The 24,062-nt window shown below is 59.1% G+C and carries 25 protein-coding genes; 7 read left to right on the top strand and 18 right to left on the bottom strand.

What is annotated here, in order from left to right:
- Window position 1 precedes the first annotated feature (1 nt).
- Genes coaE through ACKF11_RS12050 form a run of 3 tightly spaced genes read left to right on the top strand, consistent with a single transcriptional unit; the run spans window position 2 to window position 1,596 of the window.
- Window positions 2-610, top strand: coding sequence for a dephospho-CoA kinase (coaE, locus tag ACKF11_RS12060; RefSeq protein WP_309566280.1), 609 nt, complete (start codon window positions 2-4; stop codon window positions 608-610).
- A gap of 54 nt (window positions 611-664) precedes the next feature.
- Window positions 665-1,423, top strand: coding sequence for a cell division protein ZapD (zapD, locus tag ACKF11_RS12055; protein WP_309566279.1), 759 nt, complete (start codon window positions 665-667; stop codon window positions 1,421-1,423).
- Entirely contained in the window at window positions 1,411-1,596 is a 186-nt protein-coding gene (locus tag ACKF11_RS12050; RefSeq protein WP_407997244.1) for a DNA gyrase inhibitor YacG, read from the top strand. Before zapD ends, ACKF11_RS12050 begins: the two co-directional genes overlap by 13 nt.
- 15 nt (window positions 1,597-1,611) lie before the next feature.
- Here the strand turns inward: ACKF11_RS12050 and ACKF11_RS12045 are convergent, their stop codons facing one another.
- From ACKF11_RS12045 to ACKF11_RS12015, 7 genes are all read right to left on the bottom strand, one after another.
- Window positions 1,612-2,100: a hypothetical protein gene (locus ACKF11_RS12045; RefSeq protein WP_407997243.1), complete on the bottom strand. Its 489-nt coding sequence runs from the start codon at window positions 2,098-2,100 to the stop codon at window positions 1,612-1,614.
- Window positions 2,049-2,981, bottom strand: a complete 933-nt coding sequence (locus tag ACKF11_RS12040) for a Nudix family hydrolase (protein ID WP_407997242.1) — start codon at window positions 2,979-2,981, stop codon at window positions 2,049-2,051. The genes ACKF11_RS12045 and ACKF11_RS12040 overlap by 52 nt, the downstream gene beginning before the upstream one ends.
- Window positions 2,978-3,853, bottom strand: a complete 876-nt coding sequence (locus ACKF11_RS12035) for an ATP-binding protein (RefSeq protein ID WP_407997241.1) — start codon at window positions 3,851-3,853, stop codon at window positions 2,978-2,980. The genes ACKF11_RS12040 and ACKF11_RS12035 overlap by 4 nt, the downstream gene beginning before the upstream one ends.
- A gap of 8 nt (window positions 3,854-3,861) precedes the next feature.
- Entirely contained in the window at window positions 3,862-5,094 is a 1,233-nt protein-coding gene (argJ, locus tag ACKF11_RS12030; RefSeq protein WP_407997240.1) for a bifunctional glutamate N-acetyltransferase/amino-acid acetyltransferase ArgJ, read from the bottom strand.
- Between the two features lie 225 nt (window positions 5,095-5,319).
- Window positions 5,320-5,505: a DUF1289 domain-containing protein gene (locus ACKF11_RS12025; protein ID WP_309566271.1), complete on the bottom strand. Its 186-nt coding sequence runs from the start codon at window positions 5,503-5,505 to the stop codon at window positions 5,320-5,322.
- 18 nt (window positions 5,506-5,523) lie between these two features.
- The gene (gene secA, locus ACKF11_RS12020) at window positions 5,524-8,250 is read right to left on the bottom strand and encodes a preprotein translocase subunit SecA (protein WP_407997239.1); all 2,727 of its coding nucleotides are present in this window, start codon (window positions 8,248-8,250) and stop codon (window positions 5,524-5,526) included.
- A gap of 76 nt (window positions 8,251-8,326) precedes the next feature.
- On the bottom strand, window positions 8,327-9,193 hold the full coding sequence (locus ACKF11_RS12015) for a M23 family metallopeptidase (protein WP_407997238.1): 867 nt from the start codon (window positions 9,191-9,193) through the stop codon (window positions 8,327-8,329).
- A 24-nt stretch (window positions 9,194-9,217) separates the two neighbouring features.
- On the opposite strand from ACKF11_RS12015, the gene ACKF11_RS12010 reads away from it, so the two are divergent.
- Genes ACKF11_RS12010 through ACKF11_RS11995 form a run of 4 tightly spaced genes read left to right on the top strand, consistent with a single transcriptional unit; the run spans window position 9,218 to window position 12,018 of the window.
- The gene (locus ACKF11_RS12010; protein WP_407997237.1) at window positions 9,218-9,634 is read left to right on the top strand and encodes a DciA family protein; all 417 of its coding nucleotides are present in this window, start codon (window positions 9,218-9,220) and stop codon (window positions 9,632-9,634) included.
- Between the two features lie 49 nt (window positions 9,635-9,683).
- A complete protein-coding gene (locus ACKF11_RS12005) occupies window positions 9,684-10,475 on the top strand; it encodes a sulfite exporter TauE/SafE family protein (protein WP_407997236.1) in 792 nt (263 codons plus the stop codon).
- Window positions 10,472-11,212, top strand: a complete 741-nt coding sequence (locus ACKF11_RS12000) for an ABC transporter ATP-binding protein (RefSeq protein WP_407997235.1) — start codon at window positions 10,472-10,474, stop codon at window positions 11,210-11,212. Before ACKF11_RS12005 ends, ACKF11_RS12000 begins: the two co-directional genes overlap by 4 nt.
- Window positions 11,212-12,018 (top strand): ABC transporter permease, encoded by an 807-nt coding sequence (locus ACKF11_RS11995; protein WP_407997234.1) that lies wholly within the window; start codon window positions 11,212-11,214, stop codon window positions 12,016-12,018. Before ACKF11_RS12000 ends, ACKF11_RS11995 begins: the two co-directional genes overlap by 1 nt.
- Here ACKF11_RS11995 and ACKF11_RS11990 read toward each other — a convergent pair whose 3' ends face one another.
- The 11 genes from ACKF11_RS11990 to ACKF11_RS11940 all read right to left on the bottom strand — a co-directional run bounded on the left by ACKF11_RS11990 (window position 12,019) and on the right by ACKF11_RS11940 (window position 24,048).
- Window positions 12,019-12,939: a diguanylate cyclase domain-containing protein gene (locus ACKF11_RS11990; protein ID WP_407997233.1), complete on the bottom strand. Its 921-nt coding sequence runs from the start codon at window positions 12,937-12,939 to the stop codon at window positions 12,019-12,021.
- A 255-nt stretch (window positions 12,940-13,194) separates the two neighbouring features.
- Window positions 13,195-13,722, bottom strand: coding sequence for an inorganic diphosphatase (gene ppa, locus ACKF11_RS11985; RefSeq protein ID WP_309566263.1), 528 nt, complete (start codon window positions 13,720-13,722; stop codon window positions 13,195-13,197).
- A gap of 76 nt (window positions 13,723-13,798) precedes the next feature.
- Window positions 13,799-14,029: a YkvA family protein gene (locus ACKF11_RS11980; RefSeq protein WP_407997325.1), complete on the bottom strand. Its 231-nt coding sequence runs from the start codon at window positions 14,027-14,029 to the stop codon at window positions 13,799-13,801.
- Between the two features lie 75 nt (window positions 14,030-14,104).
- Window positions 14,105-14,998, bottom strand: coding sequence for a phosphoribosylaminoimidazolesuccinocarboxamide synthase (locus ACKF11_RS11975; RefSeq protein WP_407997232.1), 894 nt, complete (start codon window positions 14,996-14,998; stop codon window positions 14,105-14,107).
- 21 nt (window positions 14,999-15,019) lie between these two features.
- On the bottom strand, window positions 15,020-15,436 hold the full coding sequence (locus ACKF11_RS11970) for a phosphate-starvation-inducible protein PsiE (RefSeq protein ID WP_309566260.1): 417 nt from the start codon (window positions 15,434-15,436) through the stop codon (window positions 15,020-15,022).
- Between the two features lie 312 nt (window positions 15,437-15,748).
- Window positions 15,749-16,798, bottom strand: coding sequence for a class II fructose-bisphosphate aldolase (fba, locus tag ACKF11_RS11965; protein ID WP_407997231.1), 1,050 nt, complete (start codon window positions 16,796-16,798; stop codon window positions 15,749-15,751).
- An 11-nt stretch (window positions 16,799-16,809) separates the two neighbouring features.
- On the bottom strand, window positions 16,810-18,285 hold the full coding sequence (pyk, locus tag ACKF11_RS11960; protein WP_407997230.1) for a pyruvate kinase: 1,476 nt from the start codon (window positions 18,283-18,285) through the stop codon (window positions 16,810-16,812).
- 682 nt (window positions 18,286-18,967) lie between these two features.
- On the bottom strand, window positions 18,968-20,155 hold the full coding sequence (locus ACKF11_RS11955) for a phosphoglycerate kinase (protein WP_407997229.1): 1,188 nt from the start codon (window positions 20,153-20,155) through the stop codon (window positions 18,968-18,970).
- Between the two features lie 15 nt (window positions 20,156-20,170).
- Window positions 20,171-21,172, bottom strand: a complete 1,002-nt coding sequence (gene gap / locus ACKF11_RS11950; protein WP_407997228.1) for a type I glyceraldehyde-3-phosphate dehydrogenase — start codon at window positions 21,170-21,172, stop codon at window positions 20,171-20,173.
- Between the two features lie 76 nt (window positions 21,173-21,248).
- Entirely contained in the window at window positions 21,249-23,240 is a 1,992-nt protein-coding gene (gene tkt / locus ACKF11_RS11945; RefSeq protein ID WP_407997227.1) for a transketolase, read from the bottom strand.
- A gap of 244 nt (window positions 23,241-23,484) precedes the next feature.
- The gene (locus ACKF11_RS11940; RefSeq protein ID WP_407997226.1) at window positions 23,485-24,048 is read right to left on the bottom strand and encodes a thioredoxin family protein; all 564 of its coding nucleotides are present in this window, start codon (window positions 24,046-24,048) and stop codon (window positions 23,485-23,487) included.
- Window positions 24,049-24,062: the final 14 nt, after the last annotated feature.

Raw genomic sequence — 24,062 nt, 5'->3', positions numbered from 1 at the left:
GATGTACGTAGTTGGACTCACCGGCGGCATTGGTGCCGGCAAAAGCGAAGCGGCAAGAATATTTAGCGAGCTGGGCGTGCCCGTCGTCGACGTCGATGTCATTTCACGCCGCCTGACCGGCGCCGGCCAGCCATTGGTGGCAAAAATAGCGGAAGCATTCGGCGCAGAATATGTCACCGCGGATGGCGCCATGGATAGAGGCAAAATACGCGACCGCATCTTTGCCAACGATGCCGACCGCAGGCTGCTCGAGTCCATCCTGCATCCCGCCATCCACAGCGAGGCCCTGCGCGAACTGGAAAACTACAACCAGGCCCCGTACCAGATACTCGCCATCCCGCTGTTTTTTGAGTCAAACCGCTACGAAGGCATCGTCAACCGTACCCTGTTGATCGACTGCGACGAGGACAAGCAGATCAGCCGCGTGGTCAACCGCAACGGCTTCACCGAGAAAATGGTGCGTTCCATCATTGCCGCCCAGGCATCGCGCAGTTTTCGCCGCGCGCTCGCCAACGACATCATCGACAACAACGGCACTATTGAGGAACTGGAAGAGAAAATCCGCCTGATGCATGAAAAATTCATTAAGACTTGCATAGTTAGCGAATAAATCTGATAATTCACGATAGCTTTTATAAACAAACGGATCAGCCTCGAGAAGCCCGTGCCTAGTTACGACTATCCTTTTAACGAACGCATCCGTACCCTGTTGCGTCTGGAAGACCTGTTCACCAAGGTTTTGCATAACATTGAGGGTGAGCACGAGTTCGTCCACCACAGCGTCCTGCTTTCCATTTTCCAGATCCTGGACATCATCGAGCGGGCCGAACTCAAGATGGACCTGCTGCAAGAGCTGGACCGGCAGAAAATGGTCATGAACAACCTGCGCGGCAACCCCTCGATCGAGGAAAAAGTGCTGAACGACCTGGTGACCGATATCGAAAATGCAGCGCGGCCGCTACGCAATACGCCCGGCAAGCTTGGGCAAACCCTGCGCGACAACGAATGGCTGATGAGCATCAAGCAGCGCTCCGTCATCCCTGGCGGCGTCTGTGAGTTCGACCTGCCGTCCTACCACTACTGGCTGGGACTGAGCAGCGAGCGGCGCAAGCATGACCTCAGCGTCTGGATGAGCCCCTTGATGCCGCTGTACGACGCCATCCGCATCATCCTGCACATCCTGCGCGGCAGCGGTGCCACGTCCAGCATGACCGCTGTCAACGGGGCTTACCAGCAAATGCTGGGAGGCGCCAAGCCAGCCCAGATGCTGCGTGTGGAGATCAGCGACGATACGCCCTGCTTTCCCGAAGTGAGCGCCAACAAGTATGCGATCAATATCCGCTTCAACAGCCTGGACAACGCCCAACGGCCACGTCCCTGCGACTCCAACATCGACTTCTCATTGACACTGTGCAACCTGTAGGCAGGAAACTGGTTCCCTGCCCGCAATGCGGGGAATTGTCGGAATACTCCAGTGCAAACCCATATCGTCCGTTTTGCTCGGAACGCTGCCGCCTGATCGACCTGGGGCAATGGGCCAGCGAGAGCTATCGCATCCCGGACACCAACCCCAAGCCTGACGACGACGAATACTAACGCACGAATAGTGGGTTAAGGCTGGGCGCTGAACTCGAGTGTATATTGAGTCCTTAATGGCTGGGACGGACGCTTGATATCGAGCGTCATTACCCAGTCGCTGCTTCCGCTCACGCATACCGGCAGGGTGACCATGGCGCGCCAGCTGCCATCAGGCTGCTGCTGGAGGCGGTAGCGGTTGATTCCCATCTGCATATCCTGCATATCAAAGCTGGCTTGCACCGACTCCGCCTCGGGCAGCGTTACTCGCATCTTAAACGCCTGCATGACCTTGGGTGTTGTCATCGCCTGGATTGTCAGGTCGTCATGGCGGCATCCGCGCACAATATCCTCGCAGGCGATCGCTAACGGTTCGACCGTGGCTCCGCCAGGCTTCAGCCATAAATAAGCCGCCAGCACCAGCGCGGGCACTAGCACAGCCGCCAGTCGCGCCAATAACTTGCGCGACATGATCAGCCCCACGCTCCGCGCATCATGGCGATACCATGCGCGCCATGCTGCCATGCCTGCTCCATATGCGCCTGTTGCAAACCGCCCAATGCATAGATTGGCAGGCTGCTGCCTTGCGCCAAGGCGGCAAAGCCCTCCCAGCCCAGCACCTGGGCCTGGGGGTGGCTCAATGTAGGCAACACGGGAGACAACACCGCAAAATCCAGCGCCAAGGATTGGGCGTGCGCAAGTTGCTGGGCATTATGACAAGAGGCAGCGCACAGCATGCCGTCCGGACGCTCCGAAAGCGCCATCAGGCGCTCGGAAGACAAATGCACCCCGGCCATGCCCAATGCCCGTGCAGCCTCGATCTCGCCGTTGAGCAACACCTTGGCCTGGTAGGGCTGCGCCAGCTTGAGCACTTGCTCCGCCAAACGCTGCAGACTCTCCGCAGGCAAATGCTTTTCCCTCAGCTGCAGCAAGCGCAGCTCTTGGTCCAGGGCGTACTGCAAGCGTTCCAGGAAGCGCTGCTCGCCCAACTCGCCCGCATTGCTGATCGCATAGATGGAAGGCAGGCCCAGGGCTGCCAGGATAGGCTCATTGGCAGGCAGCATCGGGCCTACGTTCAATGCGGCAGGATGTTGCCAGCTCAATCGCTGACCTTCGCAGCCGTGCGGCTCGTGCTGCCATTCGCGCACGATGAAAAAATGCAGTTCCACCTTGCGGTCAGGATACTCGAAGCGGCGCAACAGCCAGGGGTAGGCACTTTCCACATCGACCCCAAGTTCCTCGCGCAATTCCCGCACCAAGGCGTGGCGCGGAGTCTCGCCGGACTCTATCTTGCCCCCGGGAAACTCCCACCATCCTTCCCAAGGCTTGCCGGCAGGACGCTCGGCTAGCAGCACCTGACCGTCAGGGCGTTGCAATATGGCTACGGCGGCACGCACTACGCTCATGGATGTCTGGTTCCTGCCAAGGCCTGGCGGCCGACATAGTCGCGGGCGAACTGATACGCTACCCGGCCGCTGCGTGCGCCTCGGGTATGCGAAAACAGCAAGGCGGCGCTGCGGGTTTCCTCGTCCACCTGTTCAATACCGTAATGCTTGAGCCATTGCGCGACTACCGCCAGGTATTCATCTTGGCTGAATGGATAGAACGACAGCCAGAGGCCGAAGCGCTCGGACAACGATACCTTTTCCTCGGTAGTGTCACCTGGCCTGATCTCGTCGCCGTGCCGCGTCACCTCCAGGTTTTCCGACATGTACTCAGGCATCAGGTGGCGGCGGTTGGAAGTGGCATACACCACGACATTGTCCGATGTCGCCGCGATCGAACCGTCCAGCACCACCTTGAGCGCCTTGTAGCCCGGGTCGCTGGACTCGAAGGACAGGTCGTCGCAGAAAATGATGAAGCGCTCCTTGCGCTCGCGCAGCAAGGCGACGATTTCCGGCAATGCCACCAGGTCCTGCTTATCCACCTCCACCAGGCGCAAGCCCTGGTCCGCAAACGCGCCCAGCACCGCTTTCACGAGTGAGGACTTGCCGGTGCCGCGCGCGCCGGTCAACAGCACGTTGTTGGCTGGATGGCCATGCACGAACTGCTCCGTGTTGCGCACAACCTCGGCCTTTTGCTCATCGACGTTGCGGATGTCGTCCAGGCTGATATGGTGTGGATACTCCACGGCCACCAAGTGGCCGCGCCCGTTCAATGTTTGCCAGCGCCAGGCAATGGCGTTCCAGTCGGGTTCGGGTGCCGGCGGCGGTAAGAAGCTTTCCAGCCTCGCCAGCACCGCTTCGGCACGGGTGATCAATTGCTCGAGATCGGCCATGAGTCGACCTAGCTGCGGTAGTCCGCATTGATGCGGACATAGTCATAGGAAAAGTCGCAGGTCCAGACCGTGGCATTGGCCTGCCCGCGGTTGAGCACGACGCGCACGGTGATTTCAGCTTCCTTCATCACGGCAGCGCCTTGTTCCTCTACATAACTTGCCGCGCGTCCGCCATGCTCGGCCACCAGCACATCGCCCAGGTAGAGCTTTATGGCATTCACGTCTAGGTCGTCCACGCCTGCATAGCCGATCGCCGCGAGAATCCGCCCGAGATTGGGGTCGGAGGCAAAGAAGGCGGTCTTGATCAATGGCGAGTGCGCAATCGCGTAGGCGACCTGGCGGCACTCCTCCACGTCCTTGCCGGACTCGACCTGGATCGTCATGAACTTGGTGGCGCCCTCGCCATCGCGCACGATCGCCTGGGCCAGCTCGACCGCCACTTCGGTGATGGCATCCTGCAATTGCTGGAATTCCGCACTGGCAACATCAGTGATCTCGGCATTGTCTGCCTTGCCGGTCGCCATGACGATGAAGGAATCGTTGGTCGAGGTATCGCCATCGACCGTGATGCAGTTGAACGAGCGATTCACCGCATGATCGATCAAGGCTTCCAGCGCGGCCTGGCTGATCGCGGCATCCGTCGCCACATAGCCGAGCATGGTCGCCATGTTCGGATGAATCATGCCGGAACCCTTGGAAACCCCAGTCACCGTCACGGCCTTGCCGCCCAGGGCGATTTGGCGCGAAGCGCCCTTGGATACAATGTCGGTCGTCATGATGGCCTCAGCCGCATCGAACCAGCGTTGCTCACCCAGACCAGCTACGCATTGAGGCAGGCCGGCCAGCAGACGATCCATGGGCAACGGCTCCAGGATGACGCCGGTGGAGAAAGGCAACACCTGCTCAGGCTTGAGCTGCAACAGCTTTGCCAGCTCGACACATGTAGCGCGGGCGTTTTCCAGGCCGGATTCGCCGGTTCCCGCGTTGGCATTGCCGGTATTGACCACCAGCGCACGGATATTCCCGCCAGTCTTCGACAAATGCTCCTTGCAGACAGTCACCGGCGCCGCACAGAAACGGTTCTTGGTGAATACGCCGGCCACGCGCGTACCGTCGGCGAGCCTGATGACCAGCATGTCCTTGCGGTCCGGTTTGCGGATATGGGCTTTGGCAATACCAAGCTCTACGCCTGGGACCGGCAACAGGGAATGCGCTTCGGGCGCGACGAGATTGACTGGCATGATGGCTTTTCTCAGGAACGCAAAAGGCTGATTTTACCGTAATCAGGTGCCGCTTGCCCGGCAGCACCATGAATGCAGGCAATAAAAAAGCCGGGATTTCCCGGCTTAGAGCAGCTAATAAAACTCTCATAACGTTGTTGCTTCTGCTTGTCGTACCACTTGTACGGTCTGCGCAGAGCGCCTAGCCAGGATCGCTTCGCTGAGTTTTGTTAGCCACTCCTAGTCTCAAGCCTGGCTTAGACGCCTTGCTTCAAGCGCTCGCATAACCTGCAGACGCTCGGCCTCATCCATGGTGCGCCAGGCGCGTATTTCGGCAATCGTCCGCAAGCAGCCTGTACAATACTCCCGCCGGCTATCCAGCGCGCATACCCTTATACAGGGAGAGGCCAGTTGCGGGGCTTGCACCTGCATCCGTTCAACCCTGAGGTATCAGTTCAGTTTGCCGTGGCACTGCTTGTACTTCTTGCCGGAACCGCAAGGACAAGGATCGTTACGGCCCACCTTGACGCCGACGCGCTCGAATGTCGTCACTGGCTGTCCGCCGGCCTCGTCGGACTCATCCGCATTGCCGAGCGCCTCGTCATAGTCCGCATGCTGATATTGCACGTTCTCGAGCTCGGCAGGCTTCTCGACGGCTTCCACATCAGCCTCGCTCTGCACCTTGACCAGCATGGTCACCTGGGTCACTTCGCGCTTGACGGTATCCAGCAGGCTGGAGAACAGGGCAAAAGCCTCGCGCTTGTATTCCTGCTTGGGGTTCTTCTGAGCATAGGAGCGCAGGTGGATGCCCTGGCGCAAATGATCCAGCGCCGCCAAGTGCTCACGCCAGTGGTTGTCCAGGCTTTGCAGCATCACGGCACGCTCGAACTGGCGCAATACCGAAGCCGAGGCCTGGTCTTCCTTCGCCTGGTAGGCGGCATTGGCCGTCTCGACGATATGTTCGCGCAGGGTTTCTTCATGCAGGTTGGGGTTTTCTTCCAGCATCTTCTGCAACGGGATATCGAGGCCCAGGTCTGCCTGCAGGGCTTTTTCCAGGCCGGGGATATCCCACTGCTCTTCCAGACTTTCAGGCGGGATATAGGTCGCAATCAAGTCGTGGATCACGTCCACGCGCATCGCGGCAATGGTCTCGCCGACGTCCGCGGCTTCGAGCAATTCGTTGCGCTGCTGGTAGATCACCTTGCGCTGGTCGTTGGATACGTCGTCATATTCCAGCAGTTGCTTGCGGATATCGAAGTTGCGGCCCTCGACCTTGCGCTGGGCGTTCTCGATCGCACGCGTGACCCATGGATGCTCGATCGCCTCGCCTTCCGGCATCTTCAGGCGCTCCATGATGGCGGCGACACGGTCGGAGGCGAAAATACGCAGCAGCTGGTCTTCCAGCGACAGGTAGAATCGGCTGGAACCAGGGTCGCCCTGGCGGCCGGCACGGCCGCGCAGCTGGTTGTCCACGCGGCGGGACTCATGGCGCTCGGTGCCGATGATATGCAGGCCGCCTGCCGCCAAGACGGCGTCATGCTTCACCTGCCAGTCGGCCTTGATCTTGGCAATCTGCGCCGCCTTGTCTGATTCGGACAAGCTCTCGTCCGCTTCCACCGCGGCGATTTCGTCTTCCGGATTGCCTCCCAGCACGATATCGGTACCGCGGCCCGCCATGTTGGTGGCAATGGTGATCATGCCGGCACGGCCGGCCTGGGCGATGATGTGGGCCTCACGCTCGTGCTGCTTGGCATTGAGCACCTGGTGCTCGAGCTTGGCTTCGGACAATACCCTGGAAATCAGCTCCGAGTTCTCGATCGAGGTGGTGCCCACCAGTACCGGCTGGCCGCGCTTCTGGCATTCCTTGATATCGTCGATCACCGCCTGGTATTTTTCCTTGGCGGTGCGATACACCTTGTCCATGTGGTCCTTACGCTGCAATGGGCGGTGCGTAGGAATCACCACGGTTTCCAGGCCGTAGATCTGGTTGAACTCGTAGGCCTCGGTATCGGCGGTGCCGGTCATGCCGGAAAGCTTGCCGTACATGCGGAAGTAATTCTGGAAGGTGATGGAAGCCAGGGTCTGGTTTTCCTTCTGGATGGTCACGCCCTCCTTGGCTTCCACCGCCTGGTGCAAACCGTCGGACCAGCGGCGGCCCGCCATCATGCGGCCAGTGAACTCGTCCACGATGACGATTTCGCCATCGCGCACGACATAGTGCTGATCACGGTGGTAAAGCGATTGCGCGCGCAGGGCGGCATACATGTGGTGCACCAGGCTGATGTTGGCAGCGTCGTAGAGGCTGCTGCCTTCGGCCAGCAAACCCGCCTCGGCCAGCAAGGCCTCCGCATGCTCGTGCCCTTGCTCCGAGAGCAATACCTGGTGAGATTTCTCGTCCACCCAGAAGTCGCCTTCGCCGTCTTCCTTTTCCTGGCGCACCAGCTTGGCGGCGATGCTGTTCATCTGCAGGTACAGGTCCACGCTGTCGTCCGCCTGGCCGGAAATAATCAGCGGGGTGCGCGCTTCGTCGATCAGGATGGAGTCGACTTCGTCCACCAGCGCATAGTTGAGGCTGCGCTGCACGCGCTCTTCCGCCGTGAACACCATGTTGTCGCGCAGGTAGTCGAAACCGAATTCGTTGTTGGTGCCGTAAGTGATGTCGGCAGCATAGGCTTTCTGCTTTTCGTCGTGCGGCATTTGCGAGAGATTGATGCCCACGCTCAGGCCGAGGAAGTTATACAGGCGGGACATCCATTCGGCATCGCGCCGCGCCAGGTAATCGTTCACCGTCACCACATGCACGCCCTTGCCGGTCAGCGCATTGAGGTAGGCAGGCAAGGTCGCCACCAGAGTCTTGCCCTCGCCGGTACGCATTTCGGCAATCTTGCCTGCATTCAGCACCATGCCGCCGATCAACTGCACGTCGAAGTGGCGCATGTTGAGCACGCGGCGGCCGCCTTCGCGCACCACGGCAAAAGCCTCGGGCAGCAGTTTTTCCAGCGATTCGCCCTGCTGGTAGCGTTGCTTGAACTCCTCCGTCTTGGCTTTGAGCTGCTCGTCCGTCAACGCCTGCATGCTGGGTTCCAGCGCATTGATGGCCTTGACGTTCTGTGCATATTGCTTGACCAGCCGCTCGTTGCGGCTACCGAAGATTTTCTTGAACAACGCGGATAACATGAAGTGGCACCACTTTTCCGTATGGACGGAAACCTCTAGGTTAGCTTTAAATAAGTTTAGTTAATAAAATCAAAATCTAATTCGCGCTTTGCAAATACTTGCGCGGATCCAGCGCTGCCCCGTTCAAGCGCACCTCGAAATGCAGGTGGGCCCCGGTGGAACGCCCTGTACTGCCGACGCGGGCGATCAATTGGCCTCGCTCGACACGGTCCCCAGCCTTCACTAGCAACTGGGATGCATGGGCATAACGGGTTTCAAGCCCCGACCCATGGTTAATCTTGACAATTCTACCATAGTCGGGAGTCTGCTCCGCAGCCGTTACAACTCCTGCGGCAGAAGCATACACAGGCGTCCCGCTGTCCGCTACGAAATCCAGGCCCTCATGGAAAGCGACCTTGCCGGAAAACGGGTCGACGCGCCAGCCGTAGCTGGAGGAGTTATACGCCACATCGGTCGGCATGGTGCTCGGCAATGTACTCGCCTTCAGGCGCTGCTGCAACAGGGAGGCTTCAAGCACGCTCAGCTTGTCGCTGTTGAGGTCTATCGATTGCGTCAATGCCTGGATGCGCTGCTTCAACTCATCCTCGGACATGGTACGCGCATCCACCATGGGGCCGCCCCGCCCCGGCGGCAAGGCATCGGCGTCGCGGGCCTTGACGCCTGCCAGGCTGGAGAGCCGCGCGCCCAATGCATCCAGACGCAACACCTTGGCCTCTATCTCGCCAAGCTGCTGCGCCAACGCATCGATATGCGCCTGCTCGCCTGCGCTCGCGAAATGCATGGAAGCCGGGGCGCCTTTGTGCTGGTGGGTGCCCTGTGGCACAATAAGCACCCAAAGCAGCAAGGCTGGCAGCGCGCTCAGCAGGCCAATGACGAGCAAGCCCAGTGGCAGCGGGATGCTGCGCGTCCTTGCCGTACTATTCGATACTAAAATGATGTTCATTACTTCCCCTTGGGAGAGCCCGGCATGCTGCGTGTAAGTGCATTGTTTACTGAAAATGCCGAATTGGCGGCTCTTTCGCAACAAGCAGAGCAACTGACGCTTTCGCAGCAGAAATGGAACGCCGTAGTACCCGCCGCGCTGAAACCTTATACGCAGGCAGGGAGTCTCAGCCACAAGCGCCTGACGGTCTATGCCACCAATGGCGCAGTCGCTGCAAAAATCAAACTGATGCTGCCCAGCCTGATGCTTGGGCTGAAAAAACAAGGGCTTGAAGTTACTTCAATTCGGGTGGAAGTGCAAGTGCAATCTGCCGCGGGCAAGCCTGCCAAGAAAGTGCGCACGCTCAGCCCGGCAGCAGCAGCCAGCCTTGAAAAGCTGGCAAGCGAACTGCAGGGCTCGCCGCTGGGCGATGCCATTGCCCGGCTTTCCAGCCGCCGCTAGCAGCACCTTCGCCTGTCCCTGACATTCACCAGGATTTTGTCGGATCACTATGGAATTTTTACTTTATTTTATTGCCGGGGCAGGGGCAGGGGTTCTGTCGGGGCTGCTTGGCGTAGGCGGCGGCACCGTGATCGTGCCCATCCTGGTCGTCATCTTCACCTCGCAGGCGTTCCCGCCGCAACACATCATGCATATCGCGCTCGGCACCTCGCTGGCGACGATCATCGTCACCTCGATTTCGTCGGCGCACGCCCACCATAAAAAACAGAACGTGCATTGGTCCGCGGTCAAACTGATCGCGCCCGGCATCGTTATCGGCACCTTGCTCGGCGCCGTACTGGCCGGCCAGCTGGATACCGTGATACTCAAGGTGATTTTCGCTGTGTTCGTATTGCTGATCGCCACCCAGATGGCGCTCAACTTCACGCCGGCGGCCCACAGGCAATTGCCAGGCAAGGCCGGCACCTTGGGCATGGGAGGCGTTATCGGCGTGCTTTCCAGCCTGGTCGGCATTGGCGGCGGATCGCTATCGGTGCCGTTCCTGATCTATTGCAACTTCAATGCGCGCTACGCGATTGGCACCTCCTCTGCGATCGGGCTGCCAATCGCGGTCGCCGGTACGCTAGGCTTCGTCGTCACAGGCCTGGCGGAGGGCAATCTGCCCGCATACAGCCTGGGCTATGTCTATCTGCCCGCATTCGCCGGCATTGCGCTCGCCAGCATGCTCACCGCGCCGTTTGGCGCTTACCTGGCCCATAGGCTGCCAGTCCCGGTATTGAAAAAGCTATTTGCGCTGCTGCTCTACGTGGTAGGCATCAAGATGCTCTGGAGTCTGGTATGAGCCAGGCATTCGTCATCGAGGTCGAGGGCCTGTACAAGTATTTCGACCAGTTCTGCGCCGTCGACAACCTGCGCTTCCAGGCCAAGCGCGGCGTCACCACGGCCTTGCTGGGCGGCAACGGCGCGGGGAAAACCACGACGATTGCCATGCTGCTGGGGTTATTGACCCCTAGCCAGGGACAGATCCGCATCCTCGGCGAGGACATGCTGCAGCATCGCTACCGCCTTCTGCACCGCATGAACTTCTCCTCGCCCTACGTCGACCTGCCGCAACGCCTGACGATACGCGAGAACCTCACGGTCTACGGGCACTTGTACCGGCTGCCCCGCCTGAAGCCGCGCATCGAGGAACTGGCCGGGGCGCTGCACCTTGATGCACTATTGGACAAGCGCTACGGGCAGCTTTCGGCCGGACAGAAAACCCGTGTTTCCCTTGCCAAATCGCTGCTAAACGAACCCGAGCTGCTGCTGATGGACGAGCCTACCGCATCTCTGGATCCTGATACCGCGGACTCCATCCGCAGCTACCTGGAGCAATACCAACGCGACACCGGCGCCAGCATCCTGCTGGCATCGCACAACATGGCCGAGGTCGAGCGCATGGCGACTGACGTGATCATGATGCGCAAAGGCCAAGTGGTAGACACCGGCACGCCGGCAGGCCTGCTTGTCAAGTACGGTCGCAATAACCTGGAGGAAGTCTTCATCGACATCGCGCGCCACAAGGAACCTGCCTGATGCAGGACATCCACTTCTCTCCTAGGCGCATCGGCGCGGTAGCATTGCGCCACCTCTACCTGATGCGCTCCTCCTGGCCGCGCGTGCTGGAAATGGTCTACTGGCCTACGGTGCAGATGATACTGTGGGGTTTCATCACCTTGTACTTGCAAGTCAACAGCAGCCTGATCGCCCAGGCCAGCGGCATCCTGCTGTCGGGCGTGTTACTCTGGGACGTGCTGTTCCGCGGCCAGCTCGGCATTGCATTGGTGTTCATGGAGGAAATGTGGTCGCGCAATCTGGGGCATTTGTTCGTCAGCCCGTTGCGGCCCTATGAAATGGTGGCATCGCTGCTGCTCATGAGCCTGATCCGCACCCTGATCGGCATTGGCGGCGCCACCCTCATCGCCATCCCGCTGTTCGGCTACAACATCTACGATATGGGCCTGCCGCTGATCGCCTTCTTCCTCAACCTCATCGTCATGGGCTGGGCGATCGGCCTGATCGTATCCGGCATCGTGCTGCGCTACGGCATGGGCGCGGAAAGCATCGCCTGGGTCAGCGTGTTCGCCATCCAGCCGCTCTGCGCCATCTATTACCCGGTCGCCATCCTGCCAGGCTGGCTGCAGCCTGTCGCCCTGGCGTTGCCGGCGAGCCATGTGTTCGAAGGGATGCGCGCGCTGCTGTTAGAGCACAGCTTCGATGCAAGCCATATGGCCTGGGCAATAGGGTTGAATATCCTCTACCTGGCCGTCGGCATTGCCGTATTCCTCGGCTACTTCCAAATCGCAAGACGCAAGGGGCTGCTGTTGCAGGTGGGCGAATGATCAGCCCTCTTCTTTAGCGGCCGTCCACATTCCCCGGCCGTTGCTCTTGGATATGTAGAGCGCCTCGTCGGCTTTCTTGAAAAGCTGCTCGTGGGAAGTCGCGGCCAGCGGATAAATGGCGAACCCGATGCTGGTATTGATCCGGTACGGATTGTCAGCGCCGATGTCGAAAGGCTCATGCAGCATGTCAATGATTTTGCTGCACAAGCGTTCCTCGGTTTTCTTGGTGGTGATGTTGGGCGCTAGGATGCCGAACTCGTCCCCGCCGAACCGCGCGAGGTAGTCGCTGGATCGGACGCAGGCCGACAGCACCGAGGCCACATGCTTCAAGACCAGGTCGCCGGTCTGGTGGCCGTAGGTGTCGTTAATCGCCTTGAAGCGGTCGAGGTCGAGCAGGATCAGCAGCAGCATCTGGTTTTCGTCGGCGGCTTTCTGCGTCAGGTGCTCAAGATAGAAGTCGAACGCCCTGCGGTTGAGCAAGCCGGTCAACGCATCCTTTTCCGCCAGCGCCTTGAGCGTAGCTTCGTCCCGCTTGCGCTCGGTGATATCGGCAAAAGTCGCCAGGGCCAAGCCAGCCTCGGGCAGGATTACCCCGCCGTGAAACGCCGTCTTGATGCTGCCATCGGCGCATTGGACATTCACCTCCACCGCGGGAACCTCGTAGACCTGTTTGCCGCCGCCCTCAAAATATGCCGACCACCTTTCGCGAGCGCTTACCTGCTGGCTTGCCAAGGGATAAACGCGCACGATCCAATCTTCCACCGAGGCAAAATCGCTGCTGCGGTAACCGTAGGTCTCGCGGAACTTGCCGTTCATGAATAGAATCTTGCCGCCTTGCAGGCTGGCACAGGAAATAGGGATAGGCAGCGACTCCAGCAATGCCTCGAGCTGGTAGCTTTCAAGCTTCAGTTGACTAATCATCTATTCAACCGCAATTGTCATCCATTCCATAATATCCCCGGCACAAGGCCGCTTAATCGCAAACACTTGAGCCAATGATCAGCTTCACGCGCCTGTCATCATAATGACATGAATGCCACGCCGAAGTAAGACAATTACCTATTTATTTGCCGGAATTAGCAACGGCCTCAAACATCCTTTTGTGCATGCTATGGCATAAAAAAGAGGAGCATTGCTCCTCTTTCTGATCCTGACCGGCTCTATTGCGGGACTGGATTACTTACCGAACCTCTCGACGCCAGCGACGATTTCCGCCTTGGCGTCTTCAACATCCTTCCACTCGCCGACCTTGACCCACTTGCCTTTTTCCAGGTCCTTGTAATGCTCGAAGAAGTGGGCGATAGGCGCAAGCTGGAACTCGGGGATATCCTGATAGGACTTGATGTCCTTGTATTGCGGGCAGATCTTGTCCACCGGCACGGCCAGCACTTTGGCGTCCACGCCGCCGTCATCTTCCATGGTCAGTACGCCGATCGCGCGGCAGCGGATCACCACGCCCGGCTGCAATGGAATCGGGGTAATCACCAGCACGTCGACGGGGTCGCCGTCTTCAGACAGCGTCTGCGGAATGTAGCCGTAGTTGCACGGATAATGCATGGAAGTGCCCATGAAGCGATCCACGAATACGGCGCCAGAGTCCTTGTCCACTTCGAACTTGATGGGCTCGCCACGCATGGAGATTTCGATAATGACGTTGAAGTCGTTAGGGATGTCTTTGCCTGCCGGCACATTACAGAGGGACATGGATTGATCCTTAATATGTTTTGGTTTGAATAATATGGGGATAACGCGGGATTTTAGCGTAAATCAGGGACAAAAATCATCTTTGGGCTATGGCGCGCTCGGCGACCTGCTGCCTGCATTCGGCAACCACCGCTGCAGGCACGCACTTGATGCCCAGGTAGAACAGGCCCGGCACGATGACCAGGTCATCCAGCTGCCCGAGGATGGGGATGAAATCCGGGATCAGGTCGAATGGCAGCAGCAGATAGCCCACCGCCAGCCCCAGCAGCACCCTGGCCAGCCAGGGCGTTTGCGGATGGCGCAGCACCAACTGATAGACTTCCAGCTCGGTCTTGAGCTGCCGCGCCAGCTTTTTCAGCTTTTCTTTCAGGGCATGTCCTGGCTAGAAAGGCTTACCGGTCAGGCGCTCGAACGCCTCGCGGTATTTGTCCGCCGTCCTGGTCGCCACATCGTCCGGCAATGCCGGGCCGGGCGCCGTTTTGTTCCAGCCGGTGGATTCCAGCCAGTCGCGCACGTATTGCTTGTCGAAGCTCGGCGGGTTGCTGCCGACCTGGTATTGATCCTGCGGCCAGAAGCGGGATGAATCCGGCGTCAGCACTTCATCGATCAGGTACAGCTCGCCCGCCTCGTCCAACCCGAACTCGAACTTGGTATCGGCGATGATGATGCCGCGGCTCAGGGCATAGGCCGCCGCTTCCTTGTAAAGCTGCACGCTGATGCGCGCCACCTTGTCGGCCAGCTCTTTACCCAATAATTGGGCGCATTTTTCCAAGGTGATGTTCTCGTCGTGGTCGCCCACTTCCGCCTTGCTCGATGGCGTGAACAAGGGCTCGGGCAACTGGGCCGCTTCCTGCAGGCCAGCCGGCAACGGGATGCCGCACACGCTCTGGCTGCCCTTGTATTCCTTCCAGCCGGAGCCCGCGAGGTAGCCGCGCACGATCGCCTCGATCGGCAACGGCTTGAGCTTCTTCACCACCAGCGCGCGCGGCCCCAATTGCGCCTGCTCCGCAGGATCGCTCACCACGGTATTGGGGTCGATGCCGGTCAAGTGGTTGGGCACGACATGCTTGAGCTTCTCGAACCAGAAATTGGCGATCTGGGTCAGGATCGCGCCCTTGTCCTTGATCGGCGTCGGCAGGATGACGTCGAATGCGGAGAGGCGGTCGCTCGCCACCAGCAGCATGTGTTTATCGTCGAGGTCATAAATATCCCGCACCTTGCCCTGATTGATAAGTTTCAGGCTCTTGATGCTGGATTGCATGAGGGGAGTAGTCAAAACGCGTACCTCTATCAAAAACTATTTGTGATGGTCCTGCTCGGGGCCATCGGAATAAGGAAACTTCACATGCCCGTAGCGCACCACCAGGATGGCGACGGCGATCAGCAGGATGGAAGCCGCCACGGCAAAAATGCGCCAGGCTTCCAGCTCCTTGATGTCCAGCACCAGGTAGCGCGCCAGCGCAATGATGCCGATATACAAGGGGTACCGCACCGGCAGCGTGCCCGAGCTCAAGTAATGGTTGAGCATGGTGAGGATTTCGAGATAGAGAAACAGCAGCAGCAAATCCGCTACGGTCACGGCCCTCATATCCCAGATATGCAGCGCGGCCTGCCCGGTCGCCACTATCGTCGCCAGGGCAATGAACACCAGCAATGCCTGCTCGACGAGGCCGATGCCTCGCTGGCCTAATTTACTGTATTTATTGGGTTGCATAGCGGCGCTGGTCCGGGCAAATGATCCCGGCATTATACGCTGTAAATATCCGCCGCCGTGAAGCGATGTATTAGAGCCTGTTCACCATCTTTTCATAGGGCACGTTGTCCCGGCAGGGTAGTCAAAGCAAGGCAAAACCACAAGCATGCGCATTGTAACCGGGCTTATTGCCCGGCGAAGATTTGCAACGCAGCAGCGGCTGCGCTGCCAGGTCAACCCGGAGGGCATGGCATAAAAACGCGCCCGGACTGCGCCTTGATCGGACGCGTTTTGATGCCATGCGTACCCCATGAAAAGATGGCGAACAGGCTCTTAGGAAGCAGCGTATCGCTGCGCCATTTTATCGAGTGGGAGAGGCTGGATTTGCGCGGCATGCCCGGCAGAGCCGAATGCCTCGAAACGCTCCCGGCACAAGGCCTGCATGCCGCCGGTCGCGGCTGCCAGGATCCTGCGCGGGTCGAATTCCGCCTTGTGTTCCGGCTGCCCGAGGAAGCGGCGCAACGCGCCGGTAAAAGCCAGCCGCAGGTCGGTATCGATATTCACCTTGCGCACCCCGCTTCGGATCCCCTTGACGATTTCCTCCACCGGCACGCCGTAGGTCTCGGGAATCTCGCCGCCGTATTCGTTGATCACCCGCAGCCACTCCTGCGGCACGGAGGAAGAGCCATGCATCACCAGATGCGTATTCGGCAACCGCGCATGGATTTCGCGCAGGCGGCTGATGGAAAGCGTTTCCCCGGTGGGCGGGCGCTTGAACTTGTAGGCGCCGTGCGAAGTGCCGATCGCGATCGCCAATGCATCCACGCCTGTCTGCGCAACGAAATCCACCGCCTCGTCCGGGCTGGTGAGCAACTGGCTGTGGTCTAGTAGGCCTTCCGCCCCGACGCCGTCCTCCTCGCCCGCCAGGCCTGTCTCCAGCGAGCCGAGCACGCCCAGCTCGCCCTCCACCGACACGCCCGCCGCATGCGCGGCCATCACCACCTGCCGCGTCACCTCTACATTGTAGGCATAGCTGGCCGGGGTCTTGGCGTCCTCCAGCAGGGAACCGTCCATCATCACGCTGCTGAAGCCGGTCTTGATGGAATGCAGGCATACCTCCGGGCTGGCGCCGTGGTCCTGGTGCAGCACGACGGGAATGTGCGGATAGCTGGCGATGGCCGCCTCGACCAGCTTGAGCAGGAAGGCCTCGCCCGCATACTTGCGCGCGCCTGCGGACGCCTGCAGGATCACCGGGCTGTTGCACGCATCCGCCGCGCACATGATGGCCTGCACCTGCTCCAGGTTGTTGATATTGAAGGCTGGCACGCCATAGTCATGCTCGGCAGCGTGATCCAGCAATTGGCGTAGACTGATCAGTGCCATCGTTATCCATCCTAGGGTTGTTCACGGCTAGTGTTGCTGGCGGTTAAATGTCGCTCGCGCCTATGCTCGCCCACCTTGACGATCTGCAAGGTATTGGTGCCGCCCGCATTGCCGATCGGCTCGCCGAACGTCAGCATCATGAGGTCGTCTCGCTGCACCGCGCCCAGCCGCAGCAATGTCTCTTCCGCGTCATAGAGTATCTTGCTCAGCTCCTGGCTGGGCAGCTCGATATGGTAGGGATAGACCCCGCGGTACAACGTGAGCTTGCGCCGCGTGTTGCGCTCCGTCGTCAATGCATAAATCGGCACATTAGTATTCGAGCGTGACAGCCAGGTGACAGAAGAGCCCGACCGGGTCAGGGCGGCGATCGCCTTCACGTTCAAATGCTCCGCCGCGTACACGGATGCCATGGCGATCGCCTCATCGATGAACTCGAACTCGTCATTGATCGGCGCCTGCAAATGGTGGCTGTCGTACTCCTTCTCCGCCTCCAGGCAGACCCGGTGCATGGCCTGGATGGACTCGACCGGATAATGCCCCACCGCCGTCTCGCCCGAGAGCATCACCGCATCGGTGCCGTCCAGCACCGCGTTGGCCACATCGGAAACCTCGGCCCTGGTCGGGATCGGGCTGCTGATCATGGATTCCAGCATCTGCGTCGCCGTGATCACCAGCTTGTTGCGCATGCGCGCCGTGCGGATCATGCGTTTCTGCAAACCGGGCACCGCCGCATCGCCCACCTCGACGCCGAGATCGCCGCGCGCCACCATGATCACATCGGCGGCGTCGATAATCTCCTCCAGCGCATCGATCGCCTCCGCGCGCTCGATCTTGGCGACAATCGCCGCATGGCCGCCTGCCTCCTCCACCAATTGACGCGCCAGGTCGATATCCGCACCGCTGCGCGGGAACGAGACGGCGATATAATCCGCCTCCAGCGCCACTGCCGTACGGATATCCTCCTGGTCTTTCAAGGTCAGCGCAGGCGCAGACAAGCCGCCGCCCTGGCGGTTGATGCCCTTGTTGTTCGACAGCACCCCGCCGGCCGCCACCGTGCAATGCACCTCGCCGCCGTTCACCGCTTCGACGTTGAGCACGATGCGCCCATCATCCAGCAGCAACACCGCGCCAGGCTCCACCTCGGATGGCAAGGTCTTGTAATCCAGCCCCACCCGCTCCTGGTTGCCCAGCTTGCATGCCGCATCGAGGATGAACTTGTCGCCCACCTTGAGCAGGATGCGGTCGTTCTCGAACTTGCCGATGCGGATCTTCGGCCCCTGCAGGTCGCACAACACCCCTACCGGCCGTCCGCTGCGACGGCAGATATCGCGCACCAACTCGGCGCGGGCAATATGGTCTTGCGCGGACCCATGCGAGAAATTGAGCCGCACCACATCCATCCCGGCATCCACTAGCCGCTCAATCACCGCCTCATCGCTGGAAGCCGGCCCCAGCGTCGCCACAATCTTGGTTTTACGTAATGCCATGACATCCTTTCCTTGCGATTGCTCAGGAATTCATCTTAATGCTGACAGCGCTTAGGGGGAATGGTGCATATTTTGTGCCATTAAGATGACAAGAGGATTTATCATGTTTTACGATGCACACCCAGCAAACAAAGTGTAGGGACGCAGACAATCGGGTCGCCTTTTGGCTCCGCCGAAACTGCGTTTTCTTTCGTATCTTTCTTTTGGCGAAACAAAAGAAATAGGTTCGCCCGGCGGGGCGAAACCCATCCTTGCATCATGCTTCAGTAATGATAAAGACCAGAGCTCGTTGAATTGGATGGGTTTAGTTAGATAGTTGTTGGATTAGAAAGTGGTCTTGACCCCTATCGCAAGTCATTGACCCGTTGCCTTTCGCTTGTCAGCGAGTTACTTTCATTTGCTTCGCCAAATAAAAGTAACCAAAGCAAAGGCGACCCCGGAGTCTGCGCCGGGAGCAAAGCTCCCGGTTCCCTGCGTTGCTCAATCTGTCTGGGCTCTTGCTGAACTCGCTACGCTCAAACAGACGCAAGCTCTTGATCCAGACAGATTTGCGCTACTCGGCGCAGCCAGACGGGGAGTTCAACGTCAAACCCGCACTTGGCTTCGCTACGCTCGCCCTTAAAAAAAGTGGATATAGCAAAAAATAAAGGAGCCCGCGGGCTCCTTTATTTTTAGGCTGATCTTAGCAATCACCTTTAGCACGCTGTTCCAAAATCTCCACCGCCGGCAATTTCTTGCCTTCAAGGAATTCCAGGAACGCTCCACCCGCCGTCGAGATATAAGACACCCTATCGTAGATATCGTATTTCTGGATTGCGGCGATGGTGTCGCCGCCGCCGGCCAGGGTGAAGGCCTTGGTCTTGGCGATGGCGTCAGCGATGGTCTTGGTGCCTTCGCCGAACTGGTCGAACTCGAATACGCCAACCGGGCCGTTCCAGACCACGGTGCCTGCATTGAGGATGATCTCGGCCAGTTGCTTGGCGGACTCGGGGCCGATGTCGAAGATCATGTCGTCGTCGGCCACGTCATCCGCCGACTTGAGCACGGCAGGCTCATTGGCATCGAACTGCTTGCCGCAGACCACGTCCACCGCGATCGGCACGGCCGCGCCGCGTTTTGCCATCTTTTCCATCAGGCATTGCGCGGTAGGCACCAGGTCGTCCTCGTTCAGCGAACGGCCGATCGGTTTGCCGGCCGCCTTGAGGAAGGTATTGGCGATACCGCCGCCGACCACGAGCTGGTCGACCTTCTCAGCCAGGCTTTCCAGCACGGTGAGCTTGGTCGAGACCTTGGAGCCGCCGACAATCGCGACCATGGGGCGGGCGGGTTCGCACAGGGCCTGGCCCAGCGCATCCAGCTCGCCTACCAGCAGCAAGCCGGCCGCGGCGACAGGCGCATATTGCGCCACACCGTAGGTGGAAGCTTCCGCGCGGTGGGCCGTGCCGAAAGCGTCCATCACGAACACGTCGCAGAGCGCGGCATATTTGCGTGCGGTTTCTTCGACGTTCTTTTTCTCGCCCTTGTTGAAGCGGCAGTTTTCCAGCAAGACCACTTCGCCCTCGGCCACTTCAAAGCCGCCATCCACCCAGTCCTTGATCAGCCGCACCGGCTGGCCCAGCTTTTCGGCCAGCACGTCAGCCACGGGCTGCAGGGAATTTTCCTCGGAATATACGCCTTCTTCCGGGCGGCCCAGGTGGGAAGTCACCATGACGCGCGCCTTGGCATCCAGGGCGTGGCGTATGGTGGGAATGGAAGCCGTGATACGCGCGTCGGAAGTGACTTTGCCATCGCTGACCGGCACGTTGAGGTCGGCGCGGATAAAAACGCGCTTGCCCGCGAGGTCGAGGTCCGTCATGTTGATTACGGTCATCGCTTGCTCCCCGGCTTAGCTGGCAATATGACGCACCAGGCGCATCATGTTGCAGGTGTAGCCGTATTCGTTGTCGTACCAGGCCACGATCTTGACGAAGGTCGGGTCGAGCTGGATACCGGCATCCGCGTCGAAAATCGACGGATAGGCGTTGCCGCGGAAATCGGTGGATACGACCTTCTCGTCGGTAAAGCCGAGTACGCCCTTGAGCGGACCACTTTCGGAAGCTGCCTTCATCGCAGCGACGATCTGCTCGTAGGTTGTTTCCTTGTTCAGCTCCACGGTCAGATCTACGACAGATACGTCGCTGGTCGGGATGCGGAATGCCATTCCAGTCAGCTTCTTGTTCAGTTCCGGGATCACCTTGCCCACGGCCTTGGCTGCGCCGGTGGAGGAAGGAATGATGTTTTCCAGGATGCCGCGGCCGCCGCGCCAATCCTTGTTGGATGGGCCGTCCACGGTCTTCTGCGTAGCAGTGGCCGCATGCACGGTGGTCATCAGGCCGCGCTTGATGCCGAAGTTGTCCTGCAATACCTTGGCCACCGGCGCAAGGCCGTTGGTGGTGCAAGAAGCCGCGGAAACGATGGCCTGGCCCTTGTAGGCGTCATGGTTGACGCCATAGACGAACATAGGGGTATCATCCTTGGACGGCGCGGACTGCACCACTTTCTTGGCGCCTGCGTCAATATGCTTCTGGCAGGTTTCTTCTGTGAGGAAGAAGCCGGTACACTCGACCACGACGTCCACGCCGGCCTCGTCCCACTTGAGGTTTGCAGGGTCACGCTCTGCAGTCAGGCGAATGGTCTTGCCGTTCACGACCAGGTTGTTGCCGCTGACGGAAACGTCGCCATCGAAGCGGCCGTGCACGGAATCGTGCTTGAGCATGTAGGCCAGGTAGTCGGGCTCGAGCAAGTCGTTGATCGCCACGACCTCGATATCAGTAAAATCCTTGATCGCCGCACGGAACGCCATGCGGCCGATACGGCCAAAGCCGTTGATGCCAACCTTGATTGTCATAGGGTTTTCCTCTCTATGAAAAACAAAAAGGGAGCCAGTAACACTGGCCCCCCTTTTTTTCAGTTAGTTCACGCCATTACAGCACGGACTTGACGGTGTTCACTACGTTTTCAACAGTGAAGCCGAAGTGCTTGAACAGCACGCCGCCTGGAGCGGATTCGCCGAAGGTGTCGATACCGACCACAGCGCCTTCGAGGCCGACGTACTTGCGCCAGAAGTCGGTCACGCCAGCTTCAACGGCCACGCGCTTCACGCCTGGTGTCAATACGCTGTCTTTGTAGGCTTGGTCTTGGCGGTCGAACACGTTGGTGGATGGCATGGAAACCACGCGCACCTTGGTGCCGGCAGCGTTCAGCTCTGCAGCAGCCTTGATTGCCAGATCCAGTTCGGAACCGGTAGCGATCAGGATGACGTCAGCCTTGCCTTCCACGTCGGAGAATACATAACCGCCCTTGCGGATCAGTTCGAAGTGCTTCTCGTCGTGCTTGATGCCGGGCACGTTCTGACGGCTCAGCACCAGGCTGGATGGACCGTCCTTGCGCTCGATGGCAGCAACCCAGGAAATTGCAGTTTCAACGGAATCAGCAGGACGCCATACATCCATACGAGGAATGTAACGCAGGCCGGCAGTGTTCTCAATTGGCTGGTGAGTAGGACCATCTTCGCCCTGGCCGATGGAGTCGTGAGTCAACACGGCGATAGTGCGTTGCTTCATCAATGCAGCCATACGCAGCGCGTTCTTCGCGTAGTCGGAGAACATGTGGAAAGTACCGCCGAATGGCAATACGCCACCGTGCAGCGCCATACCGTTCATGATCGCGTACATACCGAATTCACGTACACCGTAGGAGATGTAGTTGCCAGGCTCCTTGCCGCTCACGTGCTTGAAGCCGGAGTAGCTGGTCAGGTTGGAGCCAGTCAAGTCGGCGGAACCGCCGATGAACTCTGGCAATACCGGAGCCAGGGCAGCAATCGCGTTCTGGGAAGCCTTGCGGGTTGCAACAGCTTCAGCCTTCTCGTTGGTTGCCTTGATGAAAGCGTCAGTCACTTCCTTCCAGTTTGCTGGCAGTTCGCCTGCAAAACGGCGCTTGAACTCGGCAGCTTCCGCTGGGTAGATCTTGGCGTAAGCTTCGAACTTGGCATTCCAGTCGTTCTCAAGCTTGGAGCCCTTTTCCTTGCCATCCCAGCCTGCATAAACTTCTTCAGGGATCACGAATGGCTCGTGTGTCCAGCCCAGCGCTTCACGGGTTGCAGCGACTTCTTCCAGGCCCAGTGCGGAACCGTGGCAGTCGTGGGAGCCGCACTTGTTCGGGGAGCCCTTGCCAATGATGGTCTTGGCAGCGATGAAGGTTGGCTTGTCCTTGACCTTCTTGGCTTCCTGGATAGCGGCATCAACCGCTGCGGGATCGTGGCCATCAACGTTGGGGATGACGTGCCAGCCGTAAGCCTCGAAACGCTTGGCGGTGTCGTCTGTGTACCAGCCTTCGATGTGACCATCGATGGAGATGCCATTGTCATCCCAGATGGCGATCAGCTTGCCCAGACCCCATGTACCAGCCAATGCGGCGGCTTCGTGGGAAACGCCTTCCATCAGACAGCCGTCACCGAGGAATACGTAGGTGTAGTGGTCGACGATCTCATGGCCTGGCTTGTTGAACTGGTCTGCCAGCAACTTTTCAGCCATCGCGAAACCAACCGCGTTGGTGATGCCTTGACCCAGAGGGCCTGTGGTGGTTTCAATGCCAGGTGCGTAGCCGTATTCTGGATGGCCGGCGCAACGGGAATGCAGTTGACGGAAAGTCTTGATGTCTTCGATACCCAGATCGTAGCCTGTCAGGTGCAACAGGGAGTAGATCAACATGGAGCCATGGCCGTTGGACAAGATGAAACGGTCACGGTCAGCCCAGTTAGGGTTGGTTGGGTTGTGGCGCAGATGGTGGTTCCAGAGAACCTCTGCGATGTCTGCCATGCCCATCGGTGCACCAGGGTGTCCAGAATTTGCCTTCTGAACTGCGTCCATGGATAACACGCGGATGGCATTTGCCAATTCTTGACGAGTTGCTGCCATACATATCTCCCTACGGTTGAAGAGAAAAAGGCTTCACCAGCACAGGAAGGCTGGAGGAAGCCTCACTCAAATTCTTGAAAACCCCTTTGAATCGACGGAATGCGGAAACTGTTGCAAGCCACAGTTCCGAAGAGGTATTTAGCCCATAATTATTCCTTAGATGAGCGGTTTCAGCAATACCAACGATGAATGTTGATGCCAATGCTGATATCTGAAGTAACGCCTCATTTCCCTAGCAGACCAATTAGACAGGCTCCCGCCACTTGATGGAGCATCCGATCGACGGCACTTGCTCGACCGGGCCGCGCCCTGTCTCGGCGACATGCCGCATGGCGTCGAAAAGATCACGGGTCGGGTTCTCCACTGGCGTCATCACTCGCCCCTGGTTGTCGAAGCGCCCGCGGTATTGCAGCTCAAGATGCGCATTGAAGCCGAAGAAGTCCGGCGTACACACCGCGCCATACGCCTTGGCGACTTCCTGGCTTTCATCGAAGAGGTAGGGAAAGGGGAAATGAAACTGGCGGGCGACCTCCGCCATTTTCTCGAAAGAGTCCTCGGGATATGCCGCTGCGTCATTGGAGGAAATCGCGACGGTATTGATGCCCAGCTCGCGCAACGCGCGCGCATCCGCCACCAGCCGTTCCCTGATGGCCTGCACATACGGGCAATGATTGCAGATGAACATCACCAGCGTGCCGTTGACCCCCTTGGCCTCGGCCAACGACCAATGCCTGCCATCCACGCCAGGCAGGTTGAAATCAGGCGCTTTCCAGCCAAAATCACACACTGGCGGGTTCAGACTTGCCATAATGCCTACTCCTT

Origin of the sequence: Methylobacillus draconifructus (assembly GCF_045984385.1) — a bacterium.
In the GTDB taxonomy this organism is placed as follows: domain Bacteria; phylum Pseudomonadota; class Gammaproteobacteria; order Burkholderiales; family Methylophilaceae; genus Methylobacillus; species Methylobacillus flagellatus_A.
Note: the sequence above shows the minus strand (reverse complement) of the source record. Positions and strands in the feature narration are given on the sequence as shown.